We start from the raw sequence: 25,863 nt of genomic DNA on the forward strand, positions 1-25,863 counted from the left end.
CGCGTCTAATTGCTAGTACTGATCTATTGATAGATGGCGTCGATCAAGAAGGGCTGAAGGATTCCTGGTAGAGGGTAAAGCAGGCTTGTGCCAGGGCTGAGCGCGGCGCGCTGCGGCGCATGATCAGGCCCAGGCGGGCCAGGGTCTGGGCGTCGGCGATGGGATGCAGGCGCAAGTGTTCGGTGACGATCTCCAGGCCGCTGTCCAGGGGCATCACTGCGCAGCACAGGCCGCCGTGGACCATGCGCAGTAATTGATGGACGGCGTCGGTCTGCAGTACCGGTTGCGGCTGCAGCCCGCGAATGTGGAAGTGGTGGTCGATGGACTGGCGAAAGTGCATGCCGCTGGTGAGCAGGCCCAGGGGCAACTCGATCAGCGCCTCCCAGCTCAGGGGCTGTTCGCCGAAGCTGAAATACCGCTGGTCATAGAGCAGGCCCATGTGGGTCGGGTCCAGGGTCAGGAAGTCGAAGTGCTCGCTGTCCAGGCGATCCAGGTAGGACACGCCCAGGTCCAGACGATTGCTCGCCAACTGTTCGAGGATCTGCTCCGAGCTCAGTGACGAGAGTTCGAAGCGCAGGTTCGGGTGTTCGGCATGCAGGCGCTGCATCAACGGCAGAGGGTCGAAGCTCGACAGCGGCACCACTCCCAGGCGCAGGGTGCCCACCAGATTGCCCCGGCACGCGGCGGCCTCGGCCAGCAAGCCGTCATAGGCGGTCATGACGCTCCGGGCCCAGGCCAGCACCCGTTCGCCAGGAGCGGTAAAGCCTTCGAAGCGCTGGCCGCGGTTGACCAGGGGCAGGTCGAGTTCTTGCTCGAGGCTGCGCAGGCGCATGGACAGGGTTGGCTGGGTGATATGACAGCGCGCGGCAGCCTGGCCGAAGTGGCGGGTTTCGTCGAGGGCGATGAGGAATTTCAGCTGCTTGAGGTCCATCTTCGCTCCGGAGCGGCAAAAGGCCGGGATTCTACCGTGGTGGCCGGGCCTTGGGTCACTGGTCGCCCGGGAACCTCATTGTTCCAGGCTGGTCTAGTCTTTCGCGTCTGGATCTATCAACCAAGGAGTGTGCGACATGAGCATTTTCAGCTTTGTGAAAGAAGCCGGTGAAAAACTGATCGACCTGCTGACCCCGGGCAATGCCAATGCCAGCGAGCAGCTCAAGGAGCACATCGAAAAGGTCGGCCTGGGCAATCCCAATGTTCACGCCACGGTGGAAGGCGACAAGGTGATCGTCAGCGGTGAAGTGGCGAGCCAGGAAGAGAAGGAAAAAATCCTTCTGGCCCTGGGCAACATCGCCGGTGTCAGCAGTGTCGAGGACCAGATTACGGTGACCGGTCCCGTGGTGGTTTCTGCGGTGTTCGTCACCGTGAAGAAGGGCGATACCCTGAGCGCCATCGCCAAGGTGCAATACGGTGACGCCAACAAGTACAACAAGATCTTCGAGGCCAACAAGCCGCTGCTGTCCCACCCGGACAAGATCTACCCGGGCCAGGTGTTGCGCATCCCTGAATGATCGAGCCTCTTCGCCGGCGATGCCGCTCCCAGTGCCGGAGCGGGATCGCCCGCGAAGGCTTTCACAGCCCTTCGATCAATTCCCGGTAATCTCCCACCGCCGCGAACTCCGCCGTATCCTTCGGCCCTTTGCGGCTGTCTGGCTGGCTCACCGCGAGCAACTGCGCTACGCCGAAATCCCGCGCGCTGCGCAGAATCGGCAGGGTGTCGTCGATAAACAGGCTGCGGGCCGGATCGAACTGAATATCGGCCTGCAGTGCATCCCAGAACTGTGGATTCTCCTTGGGGAACCCGTAGTCGTGGGAACTGATCAGGCGCTCGAAGTAAGGCGCCAGCTCGATCCGTTCCAACTTCAATGACAAGGAATCACGATGAGCGTTGGTGATCAGGATCACCCGCTTGCCGGCCTTCTTGATCGCCGCGAGAAAGGTGTCGGCATCCGGTCGCAGGGCGATCAGGTGAGCCGTCTCCAGCTTCAGTTCACGCACCGAGAGTTTGAGCTCGGTACTCCAGAAATCCAGGCAATACCACTGCAATTGGCCAGCGTTGCGTTCGAACAGCGGTTGCAGTTCCAGCTCGGCCATGGTCCGGCTGACCCCGTGCAATTCGGCGTAACGCTGGGGCAAGTGTTCCATCCAGAAGTGGTTGTCGTAGTGCAGGTCCAGCAGGGTGCCGTCCATATCCAGCAGGACGGTATCGATATCGCACCAGGGCAGCAGGGCCATTGAACACTTCTCCAGCGGTAAGAAAACAGTCTGTATAGTAACCCGCTATCGCCAAGGAGCCCGCTATGCGCCAGAAACCCACTGTACTCGCCCGCGAGATCGTCGCCACCAGTCGTCTGTTCTGTGTCGAAGAGGTGCAGTTGCGGTTTTCCAATGGCGTCGAGCGCACCTATGAGCGCCTGGTGGGCAAAGGGGCCGGTTATGGCGCGGTGATGATCGTGGCCATGCTCGATGCCGAGCATGCGGTGCTGGTGGAGGAGTATTGCGGCGGCACCGACGCCTACGAGCTGTCACTGCCCAAGGGCCTGATCGAGCCGGGTGAAGATGTGCTGGCGGCGGCCGAGCGTGAACTCAAGGAGGAAGCCGGGTTTGGCGCGCGGCAACTGGAGCATCTGACCGAGCTGTCGCTGTCCCCGGGCTACATGAGCCAGAAGATCCAGGTGGTGTTGGCCACCGATTTGTATGAAGAGCGCCTGGAGGGCGATGAGCCGGAGCCGATGCGGGTCGACAAGGTCAACCTGCGTGAGCTGGCCAGCCTGGCGCAGAATCCTCAATTCAGCGAAGGCCGGGCCCTGGCCGCGCTGTACCTGACCCGCGACCTGCTGAGCCAGCGCGGAGCCTTTCCAGCATGAGCATGACTTCGATGAATTTTCCCCATCCTTTATTGGCTCCGGTGGCCGAGCTGGCCTTGCGCGCTGGCGAGGCGATCCTGCCGTTCTGGCGCGCCGACGTGGCGGTCAACCACAAGGCTGACGAGTCGCCGGTGACCGCCGCCGACCTTGCGGCCCATCACTTGATCGTGGCTGGCCTGACGGCGTTGGACCCGAGCATCCCGGTGCTGTCCGAAGAAGATGCCGACATTCCCCAGGCCACTCGCGCCGGTTGGCAGCGCTGGTGGCTGGTGGACCCGCTGGACGGTACCAAGGAGTTCATTTCCGGCAGTGAAGAGTTCACCGTCAACATCGCCCTGATCGAACAGGGGCGGGTGGTGTTTGGCGTGGTGTCGATGCCCACCAATGGCCGTTGTTATCTCGGTGGTGCTGGCCTTGGCGCCTGGCGTGTGGATCAGGGGCAAGCGCCGCAAGCGATCCAGGTGCGTGAACAGCCAGGTGTTGGCGAGGCCTTTACCGTGGTGGCCAGTCGGCGCCATTCGAGCCCGGAGCAGGAGCGCTTGTTGGGTGGCTTGAGTGCTGCCCTGGGTGAATTGCAATTGGCCAATATCGGCAGTTCGCTGAAGTTCTGCCTGCTGGCCGAAGGCGCGGCGGACTGTTATCCGCGCCTGGCGCCGACTTCCCAATGGGACACCGCGGCGGCCCAGGGTGTACTCGAAGGGGCGGGTGGCGAAGTGCTGGATCTTGCCGGTGCGCCGTTCTGCTATCCCCCCCGGGAGTCGTTGCTCAACGGCTTCTTCCTGGCGCTACCGGCCAAGGCGGCGTGGCGCGGCAAACTGCTGGAGCTGGCCCGCGCCTGATCGCCCCACGGCGACTTGCCTCTGCCACCTTTTGTGTAGGAGCCGGCTGGCCGGCGAAGGGGCCCTTGAGCCCTGTGCAAGAATTTCCGGCCTCTTCGCTGGCAAGCCAGCTCCTACAGAGTTGAGTAGGTTCCGAAACGGGTCAGCGGTGCAGGACGTACTGACCGGCAAAGCGTACGGCGTCGTCTTCGCTGCCGACGTTGACCACACGGCTGTGCAAGGTCAGGCGGGCACGACCGTGGCGCTGGTACATCGCAAGGAATTTCTTCCAGAGCTTGTCATCAGGCGCGGTGCAGATCGCCACGGCATCGCCGGTGACCGGCAGCGGGTAACTGATCTGCCCTTCCTGGATGACGATATGCCCGTCATCTATCCCTTCTTCCTTGAGCCGCAAATGCAGCCAGCCCCAACCGGCCAGCACCGCACCGCAGTACAGGCTGCCGCCGAACATGGTGCTCTTGTGGTTGACGTTGGCCTCCAGCGGCAGTTGCAGGCGCAGTTGCTGCGCCTGCCAGTCGAGCACCTTCAGGCCCATGTCCCGGGTCAGGGGAATGTCGTGGTGGAGGATGGATTCCAGGTAGCGACTGTCGCGGTTCATGCACGGGCCTCAAGGGTGGAAGGGTGGATGGTGCGGTTCATTCGGACTCATCGCCGGGCTGGCTGGCACCGCTGTCGGCGAAGCTCAGGCCGTGTTTGCGCAGCTTGTCGTGCAGGGTCTTGCGCGGAATGCCCAGGGCTTCGGCAAGGCTGCGCATCGAACTGTGGGGTTGCGTCAGTTCGGCGGCGATCAAGCTCTTTTCGAAGTGTTCCACCTGTTCGCTCAGACCGCCGGCAATCAACGTCGGGGAGGCGATGGCAGCCTGCTCCGGCTCGCTGTTGTCCAGGGCCAGTTCCAGACCCAGCGCGAAGCGCTCAGCAGCGTTCTGCAGTTCCCGCACGTTGCCCGGCCAGCGATGCCGCAACAGCAGGGCACGATGCCCGGGTTGCAGTTCCTGGGGGGGCAGGCCGTGGCGGGTACTGGCCTCGTCGGCAAAGTGCTGGAACAGCATCAGTATGTCCTCGCCTCGCTCGCGTAGCGGTGGAATGCGCAACGGGGCCACGTTCAGGCGGTAGTAGAGGTCGGCGCGGAAGCGGCCCTGGTCCGCGGCCTGGCGCAGGTCTTCCTTGGTCGCGGCGATGATGCGGATGTCCAGGGGGATCAGCTGGTTGCCCCCCAGGCGTTCCACCACCCGCTCCTGCAGCAGGCGCAGCAGCTTGACCTGGACATCCAGGCTCATGCTTTCGATTTCGTCGAGGAACAGGGTGCCGCCGTTGGCGAATTCGAACTTGCCGATGCGGCGTTTCTGCGCGCCGGTGAAGGCCCCCGGTTCGTGGCCGAACAGTTCGCTTTCCACCACCGACTCGGCCAGAGCGCCCGCATTGATGGCCACAAATGGCCCGTTGCGCCGCCCCGAGAGGTCATGCAGGGCGCGGGCTACCACTTCTTTGCCGGCGCCGGTTTCACCCAGGATCAGCACATCGGCGCGGGTCGCCGCCAGGGCGCCGATCTGCTGGCGCAGGCGCAGCATCGGCGCTGACTGGCCCACCAGCCGCGCGCTCAGTTCCTGGCGGTCGCTGAGGGCCAGGCGCAGGCTGCGGTTGTCCAGCACCAGGCGCCGCCAGTCCAGGGCGCGGCGCACACTATCGAGCAGGGCATCGCTGGCGAAGGGCTTCTCCAGAAAGTCATAGGCACCGGCGCGCATCGCCTGCACCGCCAGGGGCACATCGCCGTGACCGGTGATCAGCAGCACCGGCAGTTCCGGATCCTGGGCGTGCAGCTGGTTGAGCAGTTCCAGTCCATCCATGCCGGGCATGCGGATGTCGCTGACCACCACGCCCGGCCAGTCCCGCTCCAGGCGCGGCGCCAGGCCCTGGGCCTGGGCCAGGGACAGCACCTTGAGCCCGGCCAGGTCCAGGGTCTGGCTCAGGGCCTGGCGCAGGTGCGGATCGTCGTCGATCAACACCACTTGCAACTGAGGGTCGAGGCTGTCGGGACGGGTCATCGCTCAATTTCCAGGTCGTGTCGTGGCCGGCAACGCCGGGCCGGGCGTGGTTGCTAGGTGATTGCCGCTGCGCGTCATACCCCGCGGTCCTCGGAGGGCTGCAGGCTGACGCCGGGGGCCCCGGCACGCAGGCGCAGGGTGATCAGGGCGCCGCCTTCACGGTGGTTGGCGAACGACAGCTCACCGCCGAAGGCGCGCATCAGGGTGTCGCAGATCGCCAGGCCCAGGCCCAGGCCCTGGGTCCGTGTCTTGGTGGTGTAGAACGGCTCGCCAGCGCGGCCCAGCGCCTCCATGCAGAAGCCCGGGCCGTTGTCGCGGATGTACAGATTGACGCCTGTAGCGGTGGACTCGGCACTCAGCCAGAGTTTGCGCGGCGGGCCCTTTTCGGTCAGGGCGTCGAGGGCGTTGGCCAGCAGGTTGCCGAGGACCTGGCGCAGACGGGTTTCCCCGGCCTCGACCCACAGGGTAGCGGCTGGCAGGTCGCGGATCAGTTCCACTTCCATGGCCCGGCGACGCTTGGCCAGCAGGGCCAGGGCATCGTCCAGGGCCGGTTGCAGGGCGACGCTTTCCGGGGCGTGGTGATCGCGCCGGGCGAAGGCCCGCAGGTGAGCGATGATCGAGGCCATGCGCCCGGTCAGTTCGCTGATCAGCTTGAGGTTGCCCCGGGCGTCATCGGTGCGTTGGTGGTCCAGCAGCACTTCGGCGTTTTCCGCGTAGCTGCGGATGGCGGCCAGGGGCTGGTTGAGTTCGTGACTGATGCTCGCCGACATGGTGCCCAGGGCCGAGAGCTTGCCGGCCTGGACCAGATTGTCCTGGGCGCGCACCAGTTCCTGTTGGGCGGTTTCGCGTTCCAGCACTTCCTGTTTCAAGCGCCGGTTGAGGCTCTCCAGATCGCTGGTGCGTTCGGCTACGCGCCTTTCCAGCTCACGCCGGGCCTTGGCTTCGAAGGCGATCCGCTCCAGGTAGTGGCGGCGGCGCTGCATCATCAGGCCGAGCAGCAGCATCAGCACCAGCAGCGCAGCGGCGCCGACCGCCACCACGGTGCGCACCGGGCGATCGATCAGGGTGCGCGGGGCGAGGATGCTGACGCTCCAGCGGGTTTCCTCGATCTGCTGGGTCTGGGTCAGCCAGGCATCGGGATTGAGGTTCAGTGGGCGCGGATCCCGGGTTGGGTAGGGCTGGATGGCGACGATGGCCTGGCGTTCCTCGTCGCTCAGTGGCCGGGTCGCACGAAAGCGCCATTCAGGGCGCGAGGTGAGGATCACCACACCATTGTGGTCGGTCAGCAGCAATTGTTCCGGGGTCTTGCCCCACAGGCTTTCGGTATGGTCCAAGTCCACCTTGACCACCAGCACGCCCAGCATCCGTTCGCCGTCGCGCACTGCAGCGGCGAAGAAGTAGCCACGCTTGGCCGAGGTGGTGCCCAGGCCGAAGAACCGTCCCAGGCGTCCGGCCATGGCTTCGCTGAAATAGGGGCGGAAGGCGAAATTGCGCCCGACGAAACTGTCGTGCTTGTCCCAGTTGGAGGCCGCCAGGGTCTTGCCGTTGGTGTCCATCAGGTACATGACTTCGGCGCCGCTCTGGGCGCTGATGTTTTTCAGCAGGCGGTTGGCGTTGCCCTGGGTCACGCCGTCGTCCGGGGCCCCCAGCACCGCCCGCAGCGCCGGCAGGTCGCCGAGGATCTGCGGCAGCACTTCGTAGCGGTGTAGGGTGCCCAGCAGGTTGGCCACGTAGAGGTCGAGGGTCTGGCGATTCTGGCTGGTCAGCTCGTTGCGATAGTAGCGCTCGGCCAAGTGCTCCAGCGGCCACAGCAACGGCGCCAGGCACAGGGCCAGCAGGGCCAGGCTGCGCCAGCGGGGACGACGGGGAAGAGGTGCGGTCATGGAAAGGGCGCCTGTGGATACAGGCGCATTATGCCTAGCCCTGCTCGGCAAGACACTCGCGCAGTGCGCTGCGCCAGTCCGGCTGGGTCACGCCCCATTCGCGAGCCAGGCGGCTGCAGTCCAGGCGTGAGTTCAGCGGCCGGGGAGCCGGGGTCGGGTAAGCACTGGAGGGGATGGCTTCGAGCACCGCGCAAGGCTTGTCCAGGGCCAGCAACTGTTCGCCGATGGCCTGGGCGAAACCGAACCAGGAGGTCTCGCCGTGGGCGGTGAGGTGGTAGGTGCCCCAGGCGCCTTGATTCCCGGACTGCCAGCGTTCGATCAGGGCGCGCGTGCTGTTGGCGATAGTGCCAGCCCAGGTGGGCGCGCCGATCTGGTCGGCCACCACCCGCAGCTCGGGTCGTTCCTGCAGCAGGCGCTGCATGGTCAGTAGGAAGTTCTTGCCATGGCTGGAATAGACCCAGCTGGTGCGCAGGATCAGGTGCTGGCCCTGTACCAGGTTGATGGCCCGTTCGCCCGCCAGCTTGCTCTGGCCGTAGACCCCCAACGGATTGGGCTCGTCTTCCTCTACGTAGGGCGTGTCCTTGCGGCCATCGAACACGTAGTCGGTGGAGTAGTGAATCAGTGGCACACCCAGTGCCCGGGCTTCCTCGGCGAAGATCCCGGGGGCCGTGGCGTTGATCGCAAAGGCCAGCTCCGGCTCGCTTTCGGCCTGATCGACGGCGGTGTGGGCGGCGGCGTTGATGATCAGATGCGGAGCAATGGCGCGGACCTGCTGGCGAATCTGTTCCGGGTGGCTCAGGTCCAGTTGGTCGCGACCAAGGACCACCAGTTCGCCCAGGTCGCCGAGCCGCTGCTGCAGCTCGCGGGAAACCTGGCCGTGCTGGCCGCTGATGAGGATTTTCAGGGGAGTGCTCATGGGAACAGATCGGCTTCTTTCAGACTTTTGCCATTCTGGTCCTTGGCGGAGAGCGTTGGCGGCTCCTGCAACTGCCAATCGATTGCCAGGGTCGGGTCGTCCCAGCGAATGCAGCGCTCAGCGGATGGCGTGTAGTAATCGGTGGTTTTATAGAGGAACTCGGCGAAGTCGCTGAGCACTACGAAACCATGGGCAAAACCTTCGGGTATCCACAGTTGACGATTGTTCTCGGCGGACAGGCGGACGCTGGCCCAGCGGCCAAAGTTGGGCGAACCACGGCGAATGTCCACGGCCACATCCAGCACCTCACCGGCAATGACCCGCACGAGTTTCCCTTGGCTATGTTCGATCTGGTAGTGCAAGCCGCGCAGGACGTTCCTGGCCGAGCGTGAATGGTTGTCCTGGACAAACGGCTGGTTCAGGCCGGTGGCGTCGGCGAAAGCCTTGGCATTGAAGCTCTCGTAGAAAAAACCACGCTCGTCGCCGAACACCTTGGGCTCGATGATCAGCACGCCGGGCAGGTCGGTGGGGATGACCTTCATTGCGTCTCCCCGGCCAGGGTGAAGAGGTACTGGCCATAGCCGGTCTTGCCAAAGTAGGCGGCGCGCTCCAGCAGATGCTCACGGCTGATCCATTGGTTCTGGTAGGCGATTTCCTCCAGACAGGCGACCTTCAAACCCTGACGGTGCTCGATGGTCTGCACGTACTGCGAGGCCTCCAGCAGGCTATCGTGGGTGCCGGTGTCGAGCCAGGCAAAGCCCCGGCCAAAGCGCTCCACATGCAGATCGCCACGCTTGAGGTAGGCGTTGTTGACGTCGGTGATCTCCAGTTCGCCACGGGGCGACGGCTTGACTGCCTTGGCGATCTGCACCACGTCGTTGTCATAGAAGTACAGGCCGGTGACCGCGTAGCTGGATTTCGGTTTCTTGGGTTTCTCTTCGATGGACAGGGCGCGGCCTTCGCTGTCGAAGTCGATGACCCCGAAGCGCTCCGGGTCCTTGACCCAGTAACCGAACACCGTAGCGCCGGAATTGCGCTTGGCGGCAGCGCACAGCTGTTCGCCGAAGTACTGTCCGTGGAAGATGTTGTCGCCCAGGATCAGGCACACCGGGTCATTGCCGATGAACTCTTCGCCGATCAGGAACGCCTGGGCCAGGCCATCCGGTGAAGGTTGTTCGGCGTAGCTCAAGCGCACGCCGAACTGGCTGCCATCACCCAGCAGGTTGCGGTACTGCGGCAAGTCCTGGGGGGTGGAGATGATCAGGATGTCCTGGATGCCGGCCAGCATCAGTACCGAGATCGGGTAATAGATCATCGGCTTGTCGTAGATCGGCAGCAGTTGCTTGGAGACACCGAGGGTGATGGGGTGCAGACGGGTACCGGAGCCGCCCGCCAGAACAATGCCTTTAATCATGCAATCAGATCCTTGATGTCGGTGGAACCCAGGCGTTCGCCCTGGTAGCTGCCGTCCTGTACTCGGCGGCACCACTCGAGGTTTTCCAGGTACCACTGCACAGTCTTGCGCAGTCCGCTGGTGAAGGTTTCTTCTGGCACCCAGCCCAGTTCCCGCTCGATCTTGCCGGCATCGATGGCGTAGCGCAGGTCGTGGCCCGGGCGGTCCTGGACGAAGGTGATCAGGTCGGCGTAGTGGGCAACGCCCTGGGGTTTTTGCGGGGCCAGCTCTTCCAGCAGGCTGCAGATGCCGCGTACCACGTCGATGTTCTTCTGCTCGTTATGGCCGCCGATGTTGTAAGTCTCGCCGACCACACCCTCGGTCACCACCTTGTACAGCGCGCGAGCGTGATCCTCGACGTACAGCCAGTCGCGCACTTGCTGGCCATTGCCATAGACCGGCAGCGGCTTGCCTGCGAGGGCGTTGAGAATCACCAGAGGAATCAACTTCTCGGGAAAGTGGAACGGGCCATAGTTGTTGGAGCAGTTGGTGATCAGCACCGGCAGGCCATAGGTACGCTGCCAGGCGCGGACCAGATGGTCAGACGCAGCCTTGCTGGCGGAGTAGGGCGAACTGGGGGCGTAGGGCGTGGTTTCAGTGAACAGGTCGTCGACGCCATGCAGGTCGCCATAGACCTCGTCGGTGGAAATATGGTGGAAGCGCAAAGCGGCCTTTTCCGCTTCGGGCAGTTTCTGCCAGTAAGCGCGGGTTGCCTCCAGCAGGCTGTAGGTGCCGACAATATTGGTCTGGATGAAGTCGGATGGCCCGTCGATGGAGCGGTCGACATGGGACTCGGCTGCCAGGTGCATGATCGCGTGGGGCTGGAAGCGTGCGAGCACCGCACTGACGGTGGCCTGGTCGACGATATCAGCCTTGACGAATTCGTAGCGGCTGTTGCTGGCGATGCTGTGCAGCGATTCCAGGTTGCCTGCGTAGGTCAGTTTGTCGAGGTTCAGCACTTCGTGTTCTGTGTGCTGGATCAGATGGCGGACCAGAGCCGAGCCGATGAATCCGGCTCCGCCGGTGACGAGAATGCGCATGTTGGAGGGCCTGTGTCCTTGAAAACGATCATTTACTGCAAAAAATGCAGCATAGCTTGTCGACATGACGCCTGAGGTGCAAGAGGCGCCATCAGTCGATTTCACCGCGAACGGTCGGAAATTTCGCAAAGTGCAGGGTTGAGGCGGGGGCGGTGCCTGTCTGTTTCCCGTTCTTTGGGCTTGCGTAACGCCTTGGGCAATGGCGATATAAGCGGCTTATAACAATTCCAGGGATCGTTGCATGTTGCTCGCCACCTTGATCCACCGCGCCAGTCTGCCCAGCCCACAGGTCACTGCACAGCAAGCGCTGGAGCTGCTGGAAACCCATTACGGTCTGCAAGGCACCTTGCAGTCTCTGGGCAGCCAGCAGGACCTCAACTATCGCCTCGACAGTCCCCAGGGCCGCTTTGTCCTGAAGATCTGCCGTGGCGACTACTCGGCCCTGGAGTTGCAAGCGCAGCACGCGGGCCTCAAGCACCTGCAGCAATACCCCGATCTGCGAGTGCCCAGGGTGATTCCGGCCAAAAACGGTGCGGACCTGCTGTCCCTGGAGATTGCCGGGCAAGCGCTGCACGTGCGGTTGCTCGACTATATAGAGGGTCGCTCCCTGACCCACCTGCCGCACCTGGGGAACGAACTGGTGGCGGGCCTGGGCCGGCTCTGCGGGCAGATGGACCTGGCTTTGGAAGGTTTCCAGCATCCGGGGCTCGAACGCACCCTGCAATGGGATGCTCGGCATGCCCAGGCGCTGATCGGGCATTTGTTGCCAGTCATCCAGGACCCGCAGCAACGGGCCTTGATCGCTGACACCGCGCAGCGCGCCGAACGGCGGCTGCAGCTCTTGCAGGAGCAATTGCCGGTGCAGGCGATCCACATGGACATCACCGACGACAACGTGGTCTGGCAGCGGGATGCCGCGCGCCGTTGGCAGTTGCAGGGGGTGATCGATTTCGGCGACCTGATCCGTACCTGGCGCATCACCGATCTGTCGGTGACGTGCGCCGCACTGCTGCATCACGCCGAGGGCGATCCGCTGCGCATCCTGCCGGCGATCCAGGCCTATCACCAGGTCAACCCGCTGCAACGGGCCGAGCTGCTGGCGCTCTGGCCATTGATCGTGGCCCGCGCCGCGGTGCTGGTGCTCAGTGGCGAGCAGCAGGTCAGCATCGATCCGGGCAACGCCTACAGCCGCGCCAATTTGCACCACGAGTGGGAGATTTTCCGGGTCGCCAGCTCCGTGTCTTTCGAGTTCATGGAAGCGGCCATTCTCAGCGCTGTCGGGGAGTCGCTGCCGGCCATTGGCAGTGACGGCTTCGTCCCGCTGCTGCCGAGCCTGGTAGGGCGCGAGTTCGCCCTGATCGACCTGGGAGTGCTCAGCCCGCACTTCGAAGCCGGCAATTGGGAGCAGCCGGGGATTGATGATCGTCTGTTGGCCGAAGCCGCTGTTGCCCATGGCCTGGCCGCCAGTCGCTATGGCCAGTACCGCTTGTCGCGGACCTGCCCCGACAGCGCCCTGGAGCCGCAAACCTGCCCGTTGCATGTGCAGTTGCAAGTGCCGGCAGGCACGCCGGTAGAAGCACCGTTCGCCGGTGTGCTGCACCGTGCCGAGAACGGCCTGCTGCGTCTGGATGGCCCGGCGTTGAGCGTGCGCTTGTGGGGCGTCGAGCCGTCGTTGCACCCGGGGGCGGCCCTGGTCAAGGGGCAGGTACTGGGGGCCGTGGTAGCCGACGGTCGGCTCAAGGTGCAGTTGTGTCGAGCGGCCGAGCTGGATCCGCCGCTGTTCTGTACCCCTTCCCGCGCGCCAGCCTGGCAGGCCTTGTGCCCCTCTCCGGCCGCGTTGCTGGGGCTGGCCTGTGATGCCGAGCCGGAGCTGGACCCACAGACCCTGCTGGAGCGACGCGATGCCAGCTTTGCCCGCTCGCAAAAGCACTACTACGTCGACCCGCCGCGGATCGAGCGTGGCTGGCGCAATCACCTGATCGACATGCAGGGGCGTTCCTACCTGGACATGCTCAACAACGTCGCGGTGCTCGGCCACGGTCACCCACGCATGGCCGCCGAGGCGGCGCGCCAATGGTCGCTGCTCAATACCAACTCGCGTTTTCACTATGCGGCGATCGCCGAGTTCTCCGAGCGCCTGCTGGCCCTGGCGCCTGACTCCATGGATCGGGTGTTCCTGGTCAACAGCGGCACCGAGGCCAATGACCTGGCGATCCGCCTGGCCTGGGCCTACAGCGGCGGGCGCGACATGCTCAGCGTGCTGGAGGCCTATCACGGCTGGTCGGTGGCGGCCGACGCGGTGTCGACCTCCATCGCCGACAATCCCCAGGCCCTCACCAGCCGTCCCGACTGGGTGCACCCGGTGACGGCGCCCAACACCTATCGCGGCGAGTTCCGCGGCCAGGACAGCACACCGCAGTACCTGCGCAGCGTCGACCAGCAGTTGCACAAGCTTGAGGCGCAGCATCGTCAGTTGGCCGGGTTCATCTGTGAGCCCGTATACGGCAATGCCGGGGGCATCTCGCTGCCGCCGGGTTATCTGCAGGCAGTCTACGAACGGGTTCGGGCCCGGGGTGGCGTGTGCATCGCCGATGAGGTCCAGGTGGGCTATGGCCGCATGGGCAAGTTCTTCTGGGGCTTTGAAGAGCAGGGCGTGGTGCCGGACATCATCACCATGGCCAAGGGCATGGGCAACGGTCAGCCCCTTGGGGCGGTGATCACCCGTCGCGAGATTGCCGAGGCGCTGGAGGCCGAGGGCTATTTCTTCTCTTCATCCGGTGGCAGCCCGGTCAGTTGCCGCATCGGCATCGCCGTGCTGGATGTGATGCAGGAGGAGGGCCTCTGGGAGAACGCCCGGGTGGTGGGTGAACATTTCAGGCAACGCCTGGAGGCGCTCAAGGACCTGCATCCCCTGGTGGGTGCGGTGCATGGCTCCGGTTTCTACCTGGGGCTGGAACTGATCCGCAATCACCAGACCCTGGAACCGGCCACCGAGGAGACCACCCTGCTGTGCGATCGCCTGCGGGAACTGGGGATCTTCATGCAGCCCACCGGCGATCACTTGAACATCCTCAAGATCAAGCCGCCGATGGTCACCAGCCGGCAGAGCGTGGATTTCTTCGTCGACATGCTGGACAAGGTGCTGGGCGAAGATCTGTAAGGGCTCGTCGTTCGCTTGCGTTCATCTCCATTCGCCGGCAAGCCGGCTCCTACACCTTTCTGTGGGGGCTGGCTTGCCGGCGAATGTGTTTATGCCTATTCGATTGTTATCGGTATTTTGTCAGATATTTTGCACGGTTAAGAATTCTGTGGCTTTTAAAGTCGATATTTATCGGATATAAAGTGGCCGTCGTCAGGCGCGACCTTGTCGTGCCCCGTCCTTTTCCTATCCGTTGTCATCGACCGCGTCCATTGCCCGGGAGTTGTTCCATGAGCCGAATCGTTACCGTCGCCGCTACCCAGATGGCTTGTTCCTGGGACCTTGAGGCCAACCTGGAAACCGCCGAAAAACTGGTCCGTGAAGCCGCCGCCAAAGGTGCGCAGATCATCCTGATCCAGGAATTGTTCGAGGCCCCGTATTTTTGCCAGAAGCCCAACCCGGACTATCTGCAACTGGCCACCACGGTCGATAGCAACGTCGCCATCGCGTACTTCCAGAAAGTTGCCCGGGAGTTGCAAGTGGTGCTGCCCATCAGCTTCTACGAGCTGGCGGGGCGTGCGCGATTCAACAGCATCGCGATCATCGATGCCGATGGCAGCAACCTGGGGATTTATCGGAAAAGCCATATCCCGGACGGCCCCGGCTACCACGAGAAGTACTACTTCAACCCGGGCGATACCGGCTTCAAGGTGTGGAACACCCGCTACGCGAAGATCGGCGTGGGCATCTGCTGGGACCAGTGGTTCCCCGAGTGCGCCCGCAGCATGGCGTTGCAAGGCGCGGAAATCCTCTTCTACCCGACCGCCATCGGCAGCGAGCCCCATGATCAGAGCATTTCCTCCCGCGACCACTGGCAGCGAGTGCAACAGGGGCATGCCGGGGCCAACCTGATGCCGTTGATCGCCAGCAACCGCATCGGCAACGAAGAGCAGGACGGTTACGACATCACCTTCTACGGTTCGTCCTTTATCGCCAATCAGTTCGGCGAGAAGGTTCAGGAGCTCAACCAAACCGAAGAAGGTATCCTTGTGCACAGCTTCGACCTCGACGAGCTCGAGCACATCCGCAGCGCCTGGGGCAGTTTCCGTGACCGTCGTCCGAACCTCTATGGCGCGCTGAAAACCCTCGACGGTTCCCTGGAGTCCTGAACACTATGAGCACTTTGCACAGCACGCCGCGCGCCGACGGTTTCTACATGCCGGCCGAATGGGCGACCCAGACCCAGACCTGGATGATCTGGCCCGAGCGTCCGGACAACTGGCGCCTGGGCGGCAAGCCGGCCCAGGCCGCCCACGCGGCGGTGGCCAAGGCCATTGCCCGCTTCGAACCGGTGACCGTGGCCGTCTCCGCGGGCCAGTATGAAAACGCCCGGGCGCGGCTGGACGTACCCAACATCCGCGTGGTGGAGATGTCCAGCGACGACGCCTGGGTCCGCGACACCGGTCCGACCTTCGTCATCAACCACAGCGGCGAAGTGCGTGGTGTGCACTGGGGCTTCAACGCCTGGGGCGGCTTCGAAGGCGGCCTCTATGCGCCGTGGAACCGTGACGAGCAGGTGGCCAGCAAGGTGCTGGAGATCGAGCGTTGCCAGGAGTACCGCACCGAAGGCTTCGTGCTCGAGGGCGGTTCGATTCACGTCGACGGCGAAGGCACTCTGATCACCACCGAGGAATGCTTGCTCAATCACAACCGCAACCCGCATCTGTCCCGTGAGCAGATCGAGGCGGTGTTGCGCGAGCACCTGGCGGTGGAGCAGATCGTCTGGCTGCCGGATGGCCTGTACAACGACGAAACCGACGGCCATGTGGATAACTTCTGCTGCTACGTGCGCCCGGGCGAAGTGCTGCTGGCCTGGACCGACGATCCCCAGGACCCGAACTACCCCCGCTGCCGAGCGGCCATGCAGGTGCTGGAAAACACCCGCGACGCCAAGGGCCGCACTTTCAAGGTGCACAAGATGCCGATTCCCGGTCCCTTGTATGCCACCGAAGAGGAATGCGCCGGTGTCGATGCCGTGCAAGGCAGCCAGGAGCGTAATCCCTCCGTGCGCCTGGCGGGTTCCTACGTGAACTTCCTGATCGTCAACGGCGGGATCATTGCGCCGAGTTTTGACGACCCGATGGACGCCCCGGCCAAGGCCATCCTCCAGGAATTGTTTCCCGAGCATGAAGTGGTGATGGTGCCGGGGCGCGAACTGTTACTGGGTGGCGGCAATATCCATTGCCTTACCCAACAGCAGCCCGCGCCGCAGCGAATTTGAGTGCCGTTGTAACAGATGGTGTTGCCTGTTTGACGGCGTCGGACCGATTCCGCACCGGGTGCTTTTCAGCAAGCCCGCAGCCCAGTTGGGTTGCGGGCTTTTTCATGGCCGTACGTCGAGCCACCTGGCACTTTGGCATAGCTCTTGTATCTGCTTCGTGGTGATTCTGAGACAGGTGGAACTTTTGTTGTTCTGTCATAAACCTTGGATAAGTTAGGCCGCTCAGATACCAGGAGAGAGCGCTGGAATGAATATGGTCAGCGAGCGGGCACCCCATCCCTTGGCAATGAATAACGAGTCGCTGCAGGTTCTGGCGCAATGGTTGAAGTCCAATGGAACGCGTCAGATCAGGGAACCTGATCCGCGCCGGATCATCGTTGAGCGTTACCCCGCTGGATTGCTCAGCGAGGCGGAACTGCAGGCACTGTGGGATGTGGTGAAAGGATAGAAAACGACGGATTGTAAAAAGCGCTGCCGGGATGGCAGCGCTTTTTTTTGGCCGGTCGTTTAGAAGCGGTAGTTGCCAGTGACCACCAGGCTACGGGGCTCCCCCGGCTGGATCTGGAAGGCACTGGTGGCGGAGCTGTAGTACTCGCGGTCAGTGATGTTGTTCAGCGCCGCGCGCACGTCCCAGTCCTTGTGCCGGTAGCCGGCCAGGGCGTCCCAACGGCCGTAGCCCGGCAGCACCACGGTGTTGGCGCCATCGGCGTAGCGGTCGCCCACCAGGGTCAGGCCGGTCTCGGCGTACCAGCCCAGTTCCGGTTTCCAGGTGATGAACAGACTGCCATTGCGCTTGGCCACGTTGTTCACGCGCTTGTCTTCGAAACCGTTGTTGTCCTTGACCACCACCGCGTCCTGCAGGCCGATGCCGCCGCGCAAGTACCAGTTGCCGACGAGCTTGCCGTTGGCAGTCAACTCGATACCCCGGGAGCGTTGCAGGCCGGTCATCAGGATGATGTTGCGATCCAGCGGATCGGTGGTGCGACGGTTGTAGAGCTCCAGTTCGTACACGGCCAGGGTGGTACTCAGGCGCTCGTCCAGCCAATCGCTCTTGACCCCGACTTCCTTCTGCCGGGTCAGCTCCGGGCTCAGGTCGTTGCCGTTACCGGCGGCGTTCGGGGTGATACCGATCAGGCCGCCACCCACCGGTGAGAACGATTTGCTCCACGAGGCATAGAACGAGTGGTGCTCCAGTGGCGTCCAGACTGCCCCTAGACGCGGGCTGACACTGTGGCTGTTGCGGCTATCGGAAACCCCGGTGCGGCGGTTGGTGGTCTCGACATCGAAGTTGTCGTAGCGCAGGCCGGCGAGCAATTGCCATTGCTCGTTCAGGCGCAGTTGGTCCTGCACGTAGAGCGCTCGGCTTTCGACCTCGGTGTGGTTGTTGCTGGAGACCTGCATGCGGCCGGTGTGGCTCTGGTAGGGATTGGGGTTGTACAGATCCACGGCGGGAACCGCCTGGCTGCCGGGGCCTGTGGTGGCGGCGTTGTAGAGGATCGGGTCGCGGCGCTGGCTGCCGATCTCGATGCCGGTGAGCAGGCGGTGTTCCAGGCCAAAGGTGTCGAAGCGGCCTTCCAGCTCAGTGTTGTTGTAGATGTTGCGCGTCTTCAGATCCTGCTGCCAGCGCTGGCGCTGCACTTTGCCGGTGTTGGCGTTGTAGCCGGTCTGGTAGGTGTTGTCGAAGTCACTGTCGAGCTTGAACACGGCCAGGGTGTGGCGCAGTTGCCAGCTGTCGTTGAGCTCGTAGGTCAGCCTGGAGCGCAAGGACTGGGATTTGTCGTCGATGTAGTCGCGGTGGTCGCCGTAGGTGGTTTCCCGGCTGACGTTCGCCGGGCGTCCGTTGAGGCTGGTGATGCCGCGGTCCGGGGTGCGGTTGTAGCGGCTGTATTCGTACTGCACCAGCCAGTTCAGCTCCGGGGTGAGTTGCCAGCTCATGGACGGTGCGAACAGCTGGCGATTGCCACTGACGCCGTCGCGGAAACTGTTCTGGTCCTGATTGCCCAGGTTCAGGCGCAGGCTGAGGTTCTCTGTCGGATCGGCACTGAGGTCGGCGTACAGGCTGCGCAGGTCCTGGCTACCGCCCTGGACTTCGACGCTGGAGCGGCGGCCGAACTCCGGCAGCTTGCTCACTCGGTTGACGATGCCACCCTGGCTGCCACGGCCGTAGAGCACGGCCGCCGGGCCCTTGAGCACTTCGATGCGCTCGATGTTGTGCAGGTCGCGCACGTACTGGCTGTCGTCGCGGATGCCGTCCAGGTAGAAGTCGTTGCTGGCATCGAAACCCCGAATCCGCAGGCTGTCGAAGCGGGTGTCGGAGCCGCTGCTGACGTTGGGAATGCCGCTCAGGGCGCTGCCCAGATCGTTGTGGCCGTAGTCCAGGACGTTGGCGGTCTTGATCGTGTCGATGGCCTGGGGCACATAGCGCGCAGCGGTGGCGGTGCGGGTCGCGGTGCTGACTTCCTTGACCCGGGGATCGTCGGGGTCGGCCTCGGCTTCGGCGCTGATGGAGGTCGTTGGCAGGGTGGTGCTGGCAGCACAGGCAAAACCGGCGGTCAGCAGGGTGCAGAGTCCCAGTGACAGGGGCGTAAGGCGGAAATGGGCAGGCATCTGAAGCGCATCCGAAAGGAAGGTGAGTCAAGGGGGTGCGAATGATAATGCTTGCTATTTACTTATGTTAATTATTCGCTAAAAGTTCCTTCGCTCTATTGTTTCTAATTGTGTCGGCGTCGTATCTGCCCGCATACACAGGCTAAACAGACTGATTCGACCGGATACAGCAACAGACTAAAAGCCATTTCGAGGTTTTTCCCCTGGCGTGCGGGGCATAGTCTGCGGGCCATCGAATACTCAAGATCCTGTTGGAGTCCCTTATGTCCTCGGCCACCCTTCACTACATTTATGACCCGCTGTGCGGTTGGTGCTATGGCGCCAAGCCACTGATCCAGGCTGCCCAGGCAGTGGTGCCGGTGGTGGCCCATGCCGGTGGCATGATGATCGGTCGCAACCGCCAGCCGGTGTCACCGCAGTTGCGTGATTACGTCATGCCCCATGACCGACGCATCGCCGAGTACACAGGGCAACCTTTTGGCGAGGCCTATTTCGAGGGCTTGCTGCGTGACCACTCGGCGGTGTTCGACTCGGCACCGCCGATCGCTGCTGTATTGGCCGCCGAGGCCCAGGGCGGTCGTGGACTGGAATTGCTGGGGCGCCTGCAGACGGCTCATTACCTGGAGGGCCGGCGGATTGCTGATCGCGACGTCCTGCTGGAACTGGCGCAGACCTTGGGGTTTGCTCCACAACCGTTCGCCGTCGCCTACGATCAGGCGGTGGCCCTTGAGCTGGACGAGCATATAAAGAGCAGCCGGGCGCTGCTGGCCAAAGTTGGCGGCCAGGGTTTCCCAACCCTGGCGCTGGAGCGGGACGGTCGCTATCAATTGCTCGACATCAGCCCCTGGCTGGGCAAGCCCGAGGCCTTCGCGCAGTGGTTGAAGGCTTCCCTAAGCGCCACTAATGCCCCTCAAGATGGCGCGCTCCAGGCCTGTGGCCTGGACGGTTGTGCGCTTTGATCTCACCTGACCTGCGTGGAGTCACCCATGGATAACCTAGCGTTGATCAAAAGCACCTATGAAGGTGCCAACTCCCAGGAAAATGCGCACAACACCGCTGCGGCCCTGGCCCCGGATGCGCGTTGGACCGAAGCGGCGGGCTTTCCCTATGCCGGCACTTACGTCGGTTTCGAGGCGGTGCTGGAGCATGTTTTCAAGCGCCTGGGCTCGGAATGGCAGAACTTCACCTTCAAGGTGGAAGACTATGTGGCCCAGGGCGACAAGGTGTTCGCCTATGGCAACTACCAAGGCATCTACAAGGCCTCGGGCAAGCCGATCGATGTGCGAGTGGCTCATTTGTGGACCCTCAAAAACGGCAAAGTCACCCACTTCGAACAATTCGTCGACAGCCATAGCGTGCAGCTGGCAATGCTCTAGCCCGCAGTTCTTAGAATATTTTCAGCTATTCAAAGACGATTCACGAAATTGACACGTTGTTCAGGGCGCAGATAGGATTCGCCCCCAACGCCTGTGGCCAAGAGCCATATTTAAGAATAATAAAAGGCCCGCCGCGATCACCCGCGGTCGGGCTTTTTTGTTTCGACGGTAGAAGAGCGTTCAAACGCCATAGCCGAAAGAGCTCACAGCGCGTCATCAAACCGTAATAAGGAAAATAAAATGTCGAAACAGCGGATCTGCTTGATTGCACTGGGGATTCTGAGCGCTACACAGGCCATGGCCGACGGCCAGGCCGATGCCAAGGGTTTTGTCGAAGACAGCAGCCTGAAAGTGCTGCTGCGCAACGCCTACATCAACCGTGACTACAAAGATCGTAACAAGGACAAGGCCGAGTGGGGCCAGGCTGCCATCGGCACCTTTTCTTCCGGTTTCACCCAAGGCACCGTGGGCGTGGGCGTTGATGCCTTCGGCCTGTACGCACTGCGCCTGGACGGCGGCAAGGGCCGCAGCGGCGCTGGTGGTATCGACTTCTTCAAGCAAGGCGACAGCGGCAACGCCGCCGATGACCTGAGCAAGTTCGGTGCGGCGGTCAAGTTCCGCCTGTCCAACACTGTGCTGACCTACGGTGACCAGATGCCGGCCCTGCCGGTACTCAACTACGACAGCTCGCGTCTGCTGCCGGAAAGCTACACCGGCACCCTGATCACCTCCAAGGAGATCAAGGGCCTGGAGCTGAACGCCGGTCACTTCACCGCCGAATCGCGCAAGAGCGCCGAAGGCCGTGACAGTGGCGGTCTGAAGTCGATCAACGTATTGGGCGGTAGCTACCAGTTCACCGAACAGTTCAAGGGCGCGCTGTACGCTTCCGACGTCGAAGACGTGCTGAAGAAACAATACGTGAACCTGAACTACGTGTTCCCACTGGCCACCGATCAGTCCCTGACCCTGGACTTCAACGGTTACCGCACCAAGCTGGACAAATCCTTCGCCAAGGGCCTCAACGCCGGCGGTCAGGACAACAAGATCTGGAGCCTGGCGGCGACCTTCGCCACTGGCCCGCACTCGTTCACCGTCGCCCATCAGCGCAGCACCGGCGACAGCCACCTGGGCTACGCCTATGGCGGTTATCAGAAGTCCGGCTATGTGGGTGATGGCGGCAACACCATCTACCTGGCCAACTCCTACTGGTCCGACTTCAACGCGGAAGACGAACGCAGCTGGCAACTGGGCTACGGTCTGGACTTCGGCGCCTTCGGCGTACCGGGCCTGACCTACAACGTGGCCTACGTGCGTGGCGACAACATCACCACCGTCAACAGCACGGGTGGCAGCGAGCGGGAAATCTTCAACCAGCTCAAGTACGTGGTGCAGAGCGGCCCGGCCAAGGACCTGAGCATCAAAGTGCGCAGCTCGGTTCTGCGTGTGTCGCAGAAGTCGTATGAGTACAACAAAGGTGGCAACGAACTGCGCGTGTTCGTCGACTACCCGATCAACGTGTTCTGATGAGCGCTTGATCACCACCTGACTTCAGGTGGCGCAATGGAAAAAGCCCCGACTGGTTCGGGGCTTTTTTGTGCCTGCGATCTGAGCGGACGGACGCCGCCAGAGTGGGGGAGGGGCGTGGTCGGGACGAATGTGCGGTGAACTGGCGTGTCGCGTTGCTTTTCGGGCGTTTCCCACTAGCTTTATGCCATCAGGGATGAGGTTTCAGCCGCAATGGATGCGGGATAAATTGCTGCATAACGCCGATCCCTGTGCTTGGCCGATGTTGTTTCGTCCTGCCGCCGCTCTGCTGCTGGTCGTCCGGTCTCAACCTTCCTGGAGCACAGGAGAACACCATGAAAGCAACCCAGCCGATCAACGCCTTGGGCGCAGGAATCCTGTTGTCCCTGGCGTGCGCTATCACCCCTGCAACAGCCGAAGAAGCCGCTCGGATATTCGAGAACCCTGGCAGCCTGGATCAGCAGGCACCGCGACAGAAAACCGGAGAAACCACACTGCTGATGTCGTCCAAGGCCACGGACTTGAGCACCCTGCCACCCCAACCCCACGGCGGTATCGAACGCGCTCTGGTCCTGAATATCGATTACACCAAGAGCACGATTTTTGACCCGGCCACCGGGCGCAATGTGCCAGTGAACCTGCGCAGCTATCAGGGCACCGGGGTCAATCCCCAGGCCCCCTTCGTGGCCCCGACCATTGATGTGACGCCGGGCGACACCGTACGCATCACCCTCAACAACAAGCTCAAGCCCAAGGATGACCAGCCGTGCAGTGCCCATTCCGCCGAGCCCGACAAACCCCAGTGCTTCAACAGCACCAACCTGCACTCCCATGGTTTGTGGGTCAGTCCCGCCGGTAACAGCGACAACGTGCTGTTGTCGATCAATCCCCAGGTCAGCTTCCAGTACGAGTACAACATTCCCGCCGACCACCCGGCCGGAACCTTCTGGTACCACCCCCATCGGCATGGTTCCACCGCGCTGCAGGTCGCCAGTGGCATGGCGGGTGCGTTGATCATCCATGGCAGCCGGCTGCCCAGTGGGCAAGCCAACGGTGATATCGACACCTTGCTCAAGTCGGCCGATGGCCGGGCCTTTACCGAGCGCCTGCTGGTATTGCAGCAAATTCCCTATGCCTGCAAAGGGGTCAAGACCGACCCTGTGACGGGCGACAAGAGCGTGGATTGGCAATGCGATCCGGGCGAGGTCGGCGTGGTCGAGGACTTTGCCCAGTTCACTCCGAAGAGCTGGGGCCAGTCGGGGCGCTACACCAGTATCAATGGCCAGGTGCAGCCGATCTTCGACAAGGCACGCACCGGTCAGGTCGAACGTTGGCGCCTGGTCCATGCGGGCATACGCGACACCATCAAGCTGGAGTTTCGCAAGCTCGCCGACAGTGCCCTGCAAAAGAGCAATGCGGGCGTTGCCGCAGCGGATGCCGATGCTTTCGTCAGTCAGCAATGCGTCGGTGAACCGGTGGATTACCAAGTGATTGCCGCCGATGGCCTGACTCTGGGCAAGGCCCAGAAGCTCAGCCAGGTCACCCTGCAACCGGGCTATCGCAATGACCTGCTGATGCTCTTCCCGCAAGCCGGACGCTACTGCGTGGTCGACGCTGCGCAAACGGCCAATGGCGGCGTGTCCCAGGCAGCGAGTGGCCGGCAGATACTCGGTTTTGTCGATGTCGAGCAAGGCACCGAGGTCAAGGACAGCAATGCCTACTTGACCCAGGTGCTGGTGGATTCGGCGCAGCGCAATATGCCGTCCGATGTGCAGAGCCAGATCGTCAATGACCTTAAGAGCGGGATGAAGCTGACCCGGTTCGTTCCTCACGAGAGCGTCCGCGACGAGGAAGTGAAGGACCGGCCGGAGGAGCGGCTGATGTTCTACATCAACCGAGATGACGAGAAAAATCCCAAGTTCGAGGTGGGCACCAGCATGGACGACGTCAAGCCGTATGAGCCTGGAACCATCAATCGTCATCTGACCCTGGGCACGGCACAGACCTGGGTGCTGAGTTCCGGTTTTGCCAGCCACCCGTTCCACATTCACGTCAATCCGTTCCAGGTGGTGAAGATCATCGGCCCGGATGGCACCGACCTCAGCGAGCCGGGGGCGATCGACAAGACCGACCCCACCGACAAGCAGTACACCGGGCTCAAGGGGGTGTGGAAAGACACCCTGTTCGTCAAGGGACCGGACAAGGAGAATCGCCCCTACACCTTGTACGTGCGCACTCGGTATGAACGTTACATCGGCGAGTTCGTCCTGCACTGCCACATCCTCGATCACGAGGACCAGGGCATGATGCAGAACGTCAGCATCGAGCTGTCCGATGGTCAGGGCGGTACCGCGCCCATGCACCATTGATCGCCTGATAGATGGCAAGGGAGGGCGCCTGCGAGGGTGCCCTCCCTTTCATCGCGTTGCCCCGCGCCTGATCCTTCTTTGTTAAAGTTCCAGCCCCTCTTTTGCATCACGGATGATTTCGATGTTCCGTACCTTGCTATCCGGCCTGTGCCTGCTGAGCGTCGCCAGCATCGCCCACGGCCAGCAAGCGACTGCGTCCGAGCAGTTGCTGAGTGAGTTCTCCCGCTGCGATGGGCAATTCTTCCAGAGCCTGAATACTGCCCGACTACCGGCGGGCACCCTGAGCCTGGCCCGATACGGTGCAGTGAGTGCGCCCAAGGTCCTGAACCCCTTGCAGGAAGGCGGCCGCTACCAGGCCTTCGAACAGCCGCTGCTGGTCAACGGTGTGCGCTTGCTGGGCTACTACAACGAAGCCCAGTCGCTGAAGTCGGTGGGTAACCTGCTGTTCTGGGGGTTTATTGCCGAGGGCGAGCCCCGTGAAGTGGCCGCAGCGCTCAAACCTCTGCTGGTGGACAACCACCGCCTGAAGGCAGACCGCAGCGCCATGGTCCGGGTGGAGATCCGCCGGGTGGGCGACCCTATCGACAGCTGGCGCACCGAAGGTCTGGTCGGCGGCGGCGTGGCCACGCCGTTCGGTTTCGTCGAGCGGGTATTGAGCATCGACAAAGGCATCGCCAGCGCGCCGATCTCGGGTCGCACCACGATCTTCTGCAGCCTGCAGGGCACGGTTACCGCGCCACTGCTGCAGGTCTATCGCCCTGACCTCAACGCTCACCTGCTGGATTGAACAACATGCCTTCATTGTCTGTACGCGGGTCGATCCTGCTTGTGTGTGCCCTTGCCGTCACTGGCTGTGCCAGCCTGCAGAGCCAGGACCAGATCAACTACGCCCATTGCCGCCTGGTGGGCCAGGCCTCCAAGGCCGAGAAGTTCGATGTGGTGCTGCAAGAGGCCGACCTGTGCCTGTCGAAAAACCAACTGTCCAAGCCGATGCAGAGCCTGGTGTACTGGCTGAAGTCCGACGCCTACGCCAGCTTCAAGCGTTACCCGGAAGCCATCAGCGCCAAGGAAAAATCCATCGAACTGGGGCCCAAACCCGATGCCCGTGCGGTGCTGGACCTGAGCCGTCTTTATCGTGAATCGGGCAACCCGCAAAAGGCCCTGGAACTGGTGCAGTCCAACCTCGACGCCAACCTGGGCGAGGCGGGCAAGGGCAGCGGCTTCAACATGCCGACCTACTACCACCTGGGCCAGGCCCTCTACGACCTGGAGCAATACCGTGAGGCGGCTGAAGCCTATAGCGCCGGTCTGCAAAAGCAGCCGGACTATGCCTGGGCCTTCTACCATCGTGGTTTGGCCTACGAAAAACTGGGCCTGACCGACGATGCCCGCGCCGACTTTACCCAGTTCGCCAAGCGGGTGAACCAGAAGTACGTCGAACCGCAGCACCAGGCCAAGCTGGCCGAATACCAGATCAGCCTGCCCTGACCAGAGCCTTGCCGACGCAATGAAAAAGGCTCGCCGTTTGGC

23 protein-coding genes are annotated in these 25,863 nt (G+C 62.7%); 13 read left to right on the forward strand and 10 right to left on the reverse strand.

Going from position 1 to position 25,863, the window contains the following annotated elements; translation table 11 throughout:
- Positions 1-43 precede the first annotated feature (43 nt).
- On the reverse strand, positions 44-931 hold the full coding sequence (locus Q8O96_RS19335) for a LysR family transcriptional regulator (RefSeq protein ID WP_250329876.1): 888 nt from the start codon (positions 929-931) through the stop codon (positions 44-46).
- A 136-nt stretch (positions 932-1,067) separates the two neighbouring features.
- Here Q8O96_RS19335 and lysM point away from each other — a divergent pair, with 136 nt between their 5' ends.
- A complete protein-coding gene (gene lysM / locus Q8O96_RS19340; protein ID WP_102862672.1) occupies positions 1,068-1,508 on the forward strand; it encodes a peptidoglycan-binding protein LysM in 441 nt (146 codons plus the stop codon).
- A gap of 61 nt (positions 1,509-1,569) precedes the next feature.
- Here the strand turns inward: lysM and yrfG are convergent, their stop codons facing one another.
- Entirely contained in the window at positions 1,570-2,232 is a 663-nt protein-coding gene (gene yrfG / locus Q8O96_RS19345; protein WP_102862673.1) for a GMP/IMP nucleotidase, read from the reverse strand.
- A gap of 65 nt (positions 2,233-2,297) precedes the next feature.
- On the opposite strand from yrfG, the gene nudE reads away from it, so the two are divergent.
- Positions 2,298-2,864 (forward strand): ADP compounds hydrolase NudE, encoded by a 567-nt coding sequence (gene nudE, locus Q8O96_RS19350; protein ID WP_102862674.1) that lies wholly within the window; start codon positions 2,298-2,300, stop codon positions 2,862-2,864.
- Between the two features lie 11 nt (positions 2,865-2,875).
- The gene (cysQ, locus tag Q8O96_RS19355; RefSeq protein WP_102863054.1) at positions 2,876-3,703 is read left to right on the forward strand and encodes a 3'(2'),5'-bisphosphate nucleotidase CysQ; all 828 of its coding nucleotides are present in this window, start codon (positions 2,876-2,878) and stop codon (positions 3,701-3,703) included.
- Positions 3,704-3,845: 142 nt separating this feature from the next.
- Here the strand turns inward: cysQ and Q8O96_RS19360 are convergent, their stop codons facing one another.
- From Q8O96_RS19360 to rfbB, 7 genes are all read right to left on the reverse strand, one after another.
- Positions 3,846-4,301 carry a thioesterase domain-containing protein gene (locus tag Q8O96_RS19360; RefSeq protein WP_207166912.1) on the reverse strand — a complete coding sequence of 152 codons (456 nt, stop codon included), beginning with the start codon at positions 4,299-4,301 and terminating at the stop codon, positions 3,846-3,848.
- Between the two features lie 37 nt (positions 4,302-4,338).
- The gene (locus Q8O96_RS19365) at positions 4,339-5,745 is read right to left on the reverse strand and encodes a sigma-54 dependent transcriptional regulator (protein ID WP_115581385.1); all 1,407 of its coding nucleotides are present in this window, start codon (positions 5,743-5,745) and stop codon (positions 4,339-4,341) included.
- Between the two features lie 74 nt (positions 5,746-5,819).
- A complete protein-coding gene (locus Q8O96_RS19370) occupies positions 5,820-7,628 on the reverse strand; it encodes an ATP-binding protein (protein ID WP_305949250.1) in 1,809 nt (602 codons plus the stop codon).
- Between the two features lie 34 nt (positions 7,629-7,662).
- Positions 7,663-8,544, reverse strand: a complete 882-nt coding sequence (gene rfbD, locus Q8O96_RS19375) for a dTDP-4-dehydrorhamnose reductase (protein ID WP_102862678.1) — start codon at positions 8,542-8,544, stop codon at positions 7,663-7,665.
- The gene (rfbC, locus tag Q8O96_RS19380; protein ID WP_102862679.1) at positions 8,541-9,086 is read right to left on the reverse strand and encodes a dTDP-4-dehydrorhamnose 3,5-epimerase; all 546 of its coding nucleotides are present in this window, start codon (positions 9,084-9,086) and stop codon (positions 8,541-8,543) included. The genes rfbD and rfbC overlap by 4 nt, the downstream gene beginning before the upstream one ends.
- Complete coding sequence (gene rfbA, locus Q8O96_RS19385) at positions 9,083-9,958, reverse strand: glucose-1-phosphate thymidylyltransferase RfbA (RefSeq protein WP_207166913.1); 876 nt, start codon at positions 9,956-9,958, stop codon at positions 9,083-9,085. The genes rfbC and rfbA overlap by 4 nt, the downstream gene beginning before the upstream one ends.
- A complete protein-coding gene (gene rfbB, locus Q8O96_RS19390) occupies positions 9,955-11,037 on the reverse strand; it encodes a dTDP-glucose 4,6-dehydratase (protein WP_305949251.1) in 1,083 nt (360 codons plus the stop codon). The genes rfbA and rfbB overlap by 4 nt, the downstream gene beginning before the upstream one ends.
- A gap of 241 nt (positions 11,038-11,278) precedes the next feature.
- Here rfbB and Q8O96_RS19395 point away from each other — a divergent pair, with 241 nt between their 5' ends.
- From Q8O96_RS19395 to Q8O96_RS19410, 4 genes are all read left to right on the forward strand, one after another.
- Positions 11,279-14,197: an aminotransferase gene (locus tag Q8O96_RS19395; RefSeq protein WP_115581388.1), complete on the forward strand. Its 2,919-nt coding sequence runs from the start codon at positions 11,279-11,281 to the stop codon at positions 14,195-14,197.
- 269 nt (positions 14,198-14,466) lie between these two features.
- Positions 14,467-15,345: an N-carbamoylputrescine amidase gene (gene aguB / locus Q8O96_RS19400; RefSeq protein WP_305949252.1), complete on the forward strand. Its 879-nt coding sequence runs from the start codon at positions 14,467-14,469 to the stop codon at positions 15,343-15,345.
- 5 nt (positions 15,346-15,350) lie between these two features.
- Positions 15,351-16,457 (forward strand): agmatine deiminase, encoded by a 1,107-nt coding sequence (gene aguA, locus Q8O96_RS19405; protein WP_102862684.1) that lies wholly within the window; start codon positions 15,351-15,353, stop codon positions 16,455-16,457.
- A gap of 247 nt (positions 16,458-16,704) precedes the next feature.
- Positions 16,705-16,905, forward strand: a complete 201-nt coding sequence (locus tag Q8O96_RS19410; protein ID WP_102862685.1) for a hypothetical protein — start codon at positions 16,705-16,707, stop codon at positions 16,903-16,905.
- 59 nt (positions 16,906-16,964) lie between these two features.
- Here Q8O96_RS19410 and Q8O96_RS19415 read toward each other — a convergent pair whose 3' ends face one another.
- The gene (locus Q8O96_RS19415; protein ID WP_305949253.1) at positions 16,965-19,064 is read right to left on the reverse strand and encodes a TonB-dependent siderophore receptor; all 2,100 of its coding nucleotides are present in this window, start codon (positions 19,062-19,064) and stop codon (positions 16,965-16,967) included.
- Positions 19,065-19,327: 263 nt separating this feature from the next.
- On the opposite strand from Q8O96_RS19415, the gene Q8O96_RS19420 reads away from it, so the two are divergent.
- From Q8O96_RS19420 to Q8O96_RS19445, 6 genes are all read left to right on the forward strand, one after another.
- On the forward strand, positions 19,328-20,023 hold the full coding sequence (locus Q8O96_RS19420; protein ID WP_305949254.1) for a DsbA family protein: 696 nt from the start codon (positions 19,328-19,330) through the stop codon (positions 20,021-20,023).
- Between the two features lie 27 nt (positions 20,024-20,050).
- Positions 20,051-20,440 carry a nuclear transport factor 2 family protein gene (locus tag Q8O96_RS19425; RefSeq protein WP_305949255.1) on the forward strand — a complete coding sequence of 130 codons (390 nt, stop codon included), beginning with the start codon at positions 20,051-20,053 and terminating at the stop codon, positions 20,438-20,440.
- A 240-nt stretch (positions 20,441-20,680) separates the two neighbouring features.
- Entirely contained in the window at positions 20,681-21,964 is a 1,284-nt protein-coding gene (locus Q8O96_RS19430; protein ID WP_115581391.1) for an OprD family porin, read from the forward strand.
- Positions 21,965-22,299: 335 nt separating this feature from the next.
- Complete coding sequence (locus Q8O96_RS19435; RefSeq protein ID WP_305949256.1) at positions 22,300-24,333, forward strand: multicopper oxidase family protein; 2,034 nt, start codon at positions 22,300-22,302, stop codon at positions 24,331-24,333.
- 121 nt (positions 24,334-24,454) lie between these two features.
- Positions 24,455-25,120: a hypothetical protein gene (locus Q8O96_RS19440; protein ID WP_305949257.1), complete on the forward strand. Its 666-nt coding sequence runs from the start codon at positions 24,455-24,457 to the stop codon at positions 25,118-25,120.
- Between the two features lie 5 nt (positions 25,121-25,125).
- Positions 25,126-25,821 (forward strand): tetratricopeptide repeat protein, encoded by a 696-nt coding sequence (locus Q8O96_RS19445; RefSeq protein ID WP_305949258.1) that lies wholly within the window; start codon positions 25,126-25,128, stop codon positions 25,819-25,821.
- Positions 25,822-25,863 lie beyond the last annotated feature (42 nt).

Origin of the sequence: Pseudomonas sp. LPH60, assembly GCF_030718165.1 — a bacterium.
Taxonomy (GTDB): Bacteria; Pseudomonadota; Gammaproteobacteria; order Pseudomonadales; family Pseudomonadaceae; genus Aquipseudomonas; species Aquipseudomonas danubii.